General features: G+C 67.9%; 6 protein-coding genes. 4 read left to right on the top strand and 2 right to left on the bottom strand.

Annotated elements, in window-relative coordinates; all coding sequences use genetic code 11:
• Positions 1-106: 106 nt before the first annotated feature.
• Both trpD and ABZY89_RS23570 read right to left on the bottom strand, forming a co-directional pair.
• The gene (gene trpD / locus ABZY89_RS23575) at positions 107-1144 is read right to left on the bottom strand and encodes an anthranilate phosphoribosyltransferase (RefSeq protein ID WP_355231117.1); all 1038 of its coding nucleotides are present in this window, start codon (positions 1142-1144) and stop codon (positions 107-109) included.
• Positions 1141-1551, bottom strand: a complete 411-nt coding sequence (locus tag ABZY89_RS23570; protein WP_141803871.1) for a hypothetical protein — start codon at positions 1549-1551, stop codon at positions 1141-1143. The genes trpD and ABZY89_RS23570 overlap by 4 nt, the downstream gene beginning before the upstream one ends.
• A gap of 138 nt (positions 1552-1689) precedes the next feature.
• On the opposite strand from ABZY89_RS23570, the gene ABZY89_RS23565 reads away from it, so the two are divergent.
• The 4 genes from ABZY89_RS23565 to ABZY89_RS23550 are packed head-to-tail and all read left to right on the top strand — an operon-like array spanning position 1690 to position 6134.
• Entirely contained in the window at positions 1690-2355 is a 666-nt protein-coding gene (locus tag ABZY89_RS23565) for a heme-copper oxidase subunit III (protein ID WP_350718892.1), read from the top strand.
• A 13-nt stretch (positions 2356-2368) separates the two neighbouring features.
• A complete protein-coding gene (locus ABZY89_RS23560; protein WP_355231115.1) occupies positions 2369-3250 on the top strand; it encodes a cytochrome c in 882 nt (293 codons plus the stop codon).
• On the top strand, positions 3247-4410 hold the full coding sequence (locus ABZY89_RS23555) for a Rieske 2Fe-2S domain-containing protein (RefSeq protein WP_355231114.1): 1164 nt from the start codon (positions 3247-3249) through the stop codon (positions 4408-4410). Before ABZY89_RS23560 ends, ABZY89_RS23555 begins: the two co-directional genes overlap by 4 nt.
• Positions 4407-6134 (top strand): ubiquinol-cytochrome c reductase cytochrome b subunit, encoded by a 1728-nt coding sequence (locus ABZY89_RS23550; RefSeq protein WP_355231113.1) that lies wholly within the window; start codon positions 4407-4409, stop codon positions 6132-6134. Before ABZY89_RS23555 ends, ABZY89_RS23550 begins: the two co-directional genes overlap by 4 nt.
• Positions 6135-6254 lie beyond the last annotated feature (120 nt).

The raw sequence follows: 6254 nt of genomic DNA, 5'->3' as shown, positions 1-6254 counted from the left end.
AAGATCGTCAGTCGTGCGAGTACAGCTGCGTCGGACGTCCCAGATCTGCGGCCGCGTGCCGATAGATGAACTGGCTGAGTTCGGGCTGCCCGCGTAATCATCTACCTCAGCGAGAAGTAGCGGCCACCCACCGGTCGAGCACCGCCTGAGCAGCCCCGGAGTCGATCGCGTCGGCCGCGCGAGCGATGCCGCCCGCGAGACGCTCGTCGACGCTGCCGGACCCGGCGTCGTGGACGGCGAGAGCAGCACCGGCGTTGAGCACGACGGCGTCGCGTACGGCGCCCTTCTCCCCGGCGAGCAGACGGCGGACGACGGCGGCGTTGTAGGCCGCGTCGTCACCGCGCAGATCCTCGGCGGTGGCCCGGCCGATGCCATGGTCGAGCGGCTCGACGGTCGCCTCGGTCACGACCCCCTGCGAGACCATCCACACGTGTGAGGTCGTGGTGGTGGTGAGCTCGTCGAGGCCGTCGTCGCCGCGGAAGACCCAGGCGTCGACGCCACGGCGGGCGAAGACGCCGGCCATGATCGGCGCGGCGGAGGCGTCGGCGCAGCCGATCGCGGAGGACGCGGGGCGAGCCGGGTTGGTCAACGGGCCGAGCAGGTTGAAGACGGTGGCGATGCCGATCTCCCGACGGGCCACAGCGGTGTGCCGGAACGCGGGGTGGAACGCCGCGGCGAACAGGAAGGTGATCCCGGCCTCCTCGGCCACCTCGCCCACCCGGGAGATGTCGAGGTCGAGCCGGATGCCGAGCGCCTCGAGCACGTCGGCCGATCCCGACTTGGAGGAGGCGGACCGGTTGCCGTGCTTGACGATCTTGGCCCCGGCACCGGCCGCGACGATCGCCGACATCGTGGAGATGTTGACCGAGAAGGACCGGTCACCACCGGTGCCGACGATGTCGAGCACGCGCCCGGGCACGAAGATCGGGTTGGCCTTGGCCAGCATCCCGTCGGCGACCCCGGCGAGCTCGTCCACGGTCTCGCCCTTGGCACGCAGTGCCACCGCAAAGGCGGCGATCTGCGCGGGCGTCGCCTCTCCCGAGAGGATCTCCCCCATCGCCCACGCCGCCTGGTGCGCGGACAGGGACTGTCTCGCGACCAGCGTGGTGAGGACCTCGGGCCAGGAATGGGGCGCGGACGTCATGCGCCAACGTTAACGGGCCGCAGCAGTCCCACGACCGTCCGGGCCAGCTCGAACGGGTCGAGCGGGTGCGGCACGGTGGCTTCCGCACGCGACCAGGTGCCGAGCCACGCGTCCTGAGGACGACCGATGAGGACCACGATGGGCGGAGCGTCCTTCACCTCGTCCTTGACCGCCTTCGCGATCCCCAGCCCGCCGGCCGGCGCGGCCTCCCCGTCGAGCACGGCCAGCGCCAGGCCACCGGCGTCGAGCTGGGCGCGCACGGCCGGCTCGGTGGCCACCTCGACGTACTCCACCTCCGGCAGAGACGGGTGCGGGCGGCGCCCCAGAGCGAGGATCACCTGCTTGCGTACGTCGACGTCGTCGCTGTAGACGAGGATCTTCAGTGAATTCGAGGTGGTGTCGGTCACACCCTGATGCTAGCGCCAACAGCATGCCCTGAGGCCACATGTCACACACAGAACCTGAGCGGTGTCTAAGGGTGTAGCAGCACCCTGAAACACGACACACAGGGTCCCAAGAAGACTCTGGAAAGGGGGCAGGACATAATGGCGGGCGTGGCGACAGTATCGACTCTTCCAACAGCCCGCCTGCACGGGCATCACGACCGTCCGAGCATGGTCAGCGTGGGGACGATCATCTGGCTCGCAAGCGAGCTGATGTTCTTCGCGGCGCTGTTCGCGGCCTACTTCACGATCCGCGCGGTCAGCCCCGAGGTGTGGGAAGCCAACACCTCTGGACTCAACATCCCGTTCGCGGCGGTCAACACGACCATCCTCGTGCTGTCGTCGTTCACCTGCCAGTTCGGCGTCTTCGCCGCCGAGCGCGGCCAGGTCGGACGTAAGGGCTCCCTGCTCGCGATCCGCCTGTGGGGCCTGCGTGAGTGGTTCATCCTCACCTACCTCATGGGCGCGGTCTTCATCGCCGGTCAGGCGACCGAGTACGCAGCCCTGGTGCAGGAGGGCATCGCCCTCAACCGCGGCATCACCGGTCCCGACGACCCCTACGGCTCGGTCTTCTACCTGACGACGGGCTTCCACGGTCTGCACGTCACCGGCGGCCTGATCGCCTTCCTGTTCGTGCTCGGCCGGACGTACGTCGCCAAGCGCTTCACCCACGAGCAGGCCGTCTCCGCGATCGTCGTGTCCTACTACTGGCACTTCGTCGACGTGGTGTGGATCGGCCTGTTCGCGACCATCTACCTCCTCAAGTGACCAAGGACTGAATGTGCGTCTACTGAACCGCTCCGTCGGTCGACTGTCGCGGCACCGTCGCCGCCCGTTGGCCGGTGCCGCCGTGCTCCTGGTCGCCCTGTTGAGCACCGGCGGCGCGTACGCCGCGCTCGCCCCGGCCTCCCAGGCCGAGCAGGAGAAGGACAACGCTGCTCTCGTCGCCGAGGGCAAAGAGCTCTTCATGATCAACTGCTCCACCTGCCACGGCTCCAACGGTGAGGGCATCACCACCCAGAACGGGAAGCTCTACGGACCCTCCCTGATCGGTGTCGGTGCCGCCTCCGTCGACTTCCAGGTCGGCACCGGCCGGATGCCGATGGCCCAGCCCGGCGCCCAGGTCGAGGTCAAGGACCCCAGCTTCAACCAGGACGAGATCGACGCCTTGGCCGCGTACGTCGCCAGCCTCGGCCCCGGCCCGGCCGTCCCGGAGCCGGAGCAGTACGACCCGGACACCTTCGAGTCCGAGGAAGAGAGGGAGGCCGCGGTCGCCCTCGGTGGCCAGATCTTCCTGACCAACTGCACCGCCTGCCACAACTTCACCGGCGCCGGCGGCGCGATGCCGCGCGGCGGCGAGGCTCCGAGCATCCTCAACACCGACCCGAAGCACATCTACCAGGCGATGCTGACCGGTCCGCAGTCGATGGACACCTTCTCCGACGGCAACATCAGCCCGGAGGAGAAGAAGGCCGTCATCGCCTACATCGAGTCGATGAAGGAGCAGCCCGACTACGGCGGCTTCAACAACGGTTCGCTCGGTCCGGTGACCGAGGGCATCGTCGCCTGGGTCGTCGGGCTCGGCGTCCTGGTGGCCTTCGCCACCTGGATCGCCGCGCACACCACGCGCACCAACCAGACCAAGAAGGGATCTGCCAAGTGAGCAGCGACCTCAGCGAGATCGAGAAGCACGACGACTCGCACCCCGAGCTCAACGCGCACACCGACGCGCTGCTGCCCGACCCGGGCATGCACGAGCATCACTGGCGTCCCACCGACGTCGACCCCAAGGCGGAGAAGCGTGCCGAGCGCCAGGTGAGCGCCTTCTTCGGTCTCTCCGCGATCTGCTCGGTGCTGTTCGTGGTGGCCTACTTCGCCATCGAGCCGGGCTACGACGGTGACGTGTGGTTGGGCTTCGGCGCCTCCAACCTGGCCCTGGGTGCGAGCCTCGGTTTCGCGCTCCTCTTCCTCGGCATCGGCGTCATCCAGTGGGCCCGCAAGCTCGTCGTCGACATCGAGCACTCCGAGGACCGCCACCCGGCAGCCTCCTCCCCCGCCACCCGCGAGGCCGCCCTCACCGAGCTCAAGGCCGCGCTCCACGAGTCCGGTATGGCTCGCCGTCCCTTCATCCGCAACGCGATGATCGGCTCGGCGGCTCTGCTCGGTCTGCCCGCGATCGTGATGCTGAGGGACCTGGGCGAGACCAACGCCCAGATCACCGAGGCGCAGCCCTACCCCGGCGCCGGTCTCGAGCACACCGTCTGGGATGCCGGCGTGCGCGTCGTACGCGACGTGGTCGGCACCCCGATCCGTCCGGGCGACCTGGAGATCGGTGACCTGGTCAACGCCGAGCCGGCGACGATCTTCGACGGCAGCCTGCACGGCGCGCCGCTGCAGATCGCCAAGTCGAAGGCGGCCACCATCCTGCTGCGGATGGACCCCAACGACATCGACAACGACGTGACCCGCAACTGGTCGGTCAACGGCATCGTGGCCTACTCCAAGATCTGCACCCACGTCGGTTGCCCGATCTCGCTGAACGAGCGCACCACGCACCACCTGCTGTGCCCGTGCCACCAGTCGACCTTCGACCTCGCCGACCACGGCAAGGTCATCTTCGGCCCGGCCGGCCGCCACCTCCCGCAGCTGCCCCTGGGCGTCGACGCGGACGGCTTCCTGGTTGCCCTCTCGGACTACCCTGAGCCTGTGGGCGTCAGCTTCTGGGAGCGCAACACCTACGACATCGACGAGATCTTCGACGACTGGTCCAAGGACCACGCCGCCGATGCTGAGCAGTACGGCTACAAGGAGGGCGGACAGTGAGCACCGACACGTCCAAGGTTGCCGCCAGCAACGGCACCGAAGCCGCTGCCCCGGCGGGCAAGCCGACCAAGGCTGGCGCGGCCGCCAATTGGGCCGACGAGCGCCTCGGCATCGGTGGCCTGAGCAAGTTCCTCTCCCGCAAGATCTTCCCCGACCACTGGTCGTTCATGCTGGGTGAGATCGCGCTGTGGAGCTTCGTGGTCCTGCTCGTCACCGGCGTCTTCCTGACCCTGTGGTTCACGCCCTCGATGGCTGAGATCACCTACCAGGGGTCGTACGCGCCACTGCGCGGCATCGACATGTCCGAGGCGATGGCCTCGACGTTGCGCATCTCCTTCGACGTACGCGGCGGCCTGCTGCTGCGCCAGGTCCACCACTGGGCGGCGATGCTGTTCATCGCCTCGATGATGATCCACATGATGCGCGTGTTCTTCACCGGCGCGCACCGCAAGCCGCGTGAGATCAACTGGGTCATCGGCGCGACGCTGCTGCTCCTCGGCACGCTCGAGGGCTTCACCGGCTACTCGCTCCCCGACGACCTGCTCTCCGGCACCGGCATCCGGGCCGCGGACGGGTTCATGATGGCGATCCCCATCGTGGGGACGTACATCTCGTTCTTCCTGTTCGGAGGCGAGTTCCCGGGCGACGACATCATTCCACGCCTGTTCACGATCCACGTGCTGCTGATCCCGGCGCTGCTGCTGGCGCTGATCGGTGCCCACCTGATCCTGCTGATCTACCACAAGCACACCCAGTGGCCTGGACCCGGACGCACCGAGAAGAACGTCGTCGGCTACCCGATGGTGCCGAACTACATCTCCAAGATGACCGGCTTCTTCTTCATCACCTTCGGTGTGACCGCCCTGCTCGGCGCCTTCTTCTCGCTCAACCCGGTGTGGAAGTTCGGCCCCTACGACCCGACCAAGGTCACCGCCGGCTCGCAGCCTGACTGGTACATGGGTTGGCCCGACGGCGCGCTGCGGATCATGCCGGGCTGGGAGTCGCACTTCTGGGGCTCGACCTGGTCGTGGAACATCTTCTTCCCGGTCATCGTGCTGCCGATGGCGGCCTGGATGGTCGTGCTGATGCTCCCGTTCATCGAGGCCTGGATCACCGGCGACAAGCGCGAGCACCACCTGCTCCAGCGCCCGCGCAACGCTCCGACCCGCACCGCCACGTTCGTCGCCCTGATGACGTTCTACGCGGGCTTCTGGGCCGCGGGCGGCAACGACATCATCGCGATCAAGTTCGACCTCTCGATCAACCAGATCACCTACTTCCTGCGGGCGTTCGTGTTCCTGGGTCCGATCGCGGCGTTCATCATCACGCGTCGTTGGTGCATCTCGCTGCAGCGTCACGACAACGAGAAGCTGCTGCACGGCTACGAGACCGGCACGGTCATCCGTACGCCGGAGGGCGCTTACCACGAGAAGCACCTCCCGCTTCCCGAGGGCGAGGCCTACGCCATGACCGTCCGCGACCGCGGCCGGGCGGGCGAGGAGCCGGAGCTGAAGAAGAACGGCAAGCCGACGCTCCGCGCGAAGCTCCGGGCCTTCTACTACGACCACGACGTGGACAAGCCGACCCCCGAGGAGCTCAGCGAGGCGCACCACCACGCCGAGCACGAGGCCCACGAGCTGGCCGCCCACGAGGGTCACCAGGTCGATGGTCACGACTTCGACGATCACCGTCACTCGGCGATCGAGGAGCCGCTCAGCCACTGAGGCTGACGCTCGTACGCCACGTGGCGCCGTTCCCTCCGGGGGACGGCGCCACGTGCGTTTCTGAGCGTTCTACCGGCCGAAACCCGGTTGCCCACGACTGGACGCGGACCCTAGGGTCCA

This window comes from Nocardioides sp. NPDC006303, assembly GCF_040613175.1.
In the GTDB taxonomy this organism is placed as follows: Bacteria; Actinomycetota; Actinomycetes; order Propionibacteriales; family Nocardioidaceae; genus Nocardioides.
The sequence above is the reverse complement of the archived record's forward strand: the minus strand, read 5'-3'. Positions and strand labels throughout refer to the sequence as shown.

Bases quoted from the DNA above. Each gene is read 5' to 3' on its own strand.
- trpD (WP_355231117.1), bottom strand. From the start codon at position 1,144: ATGACGTCCGCGCCCCATTCCTGGCCCGAGGTCCTCACCACGCTGGTC.
- ABZY89_RS23565 (WP_350718892.1), top strand. From the start codon at position 1,690: ATGGCGGGCGTGGCGACAGTATCGACTCTTCCAACAGCCCGCCTGCAC.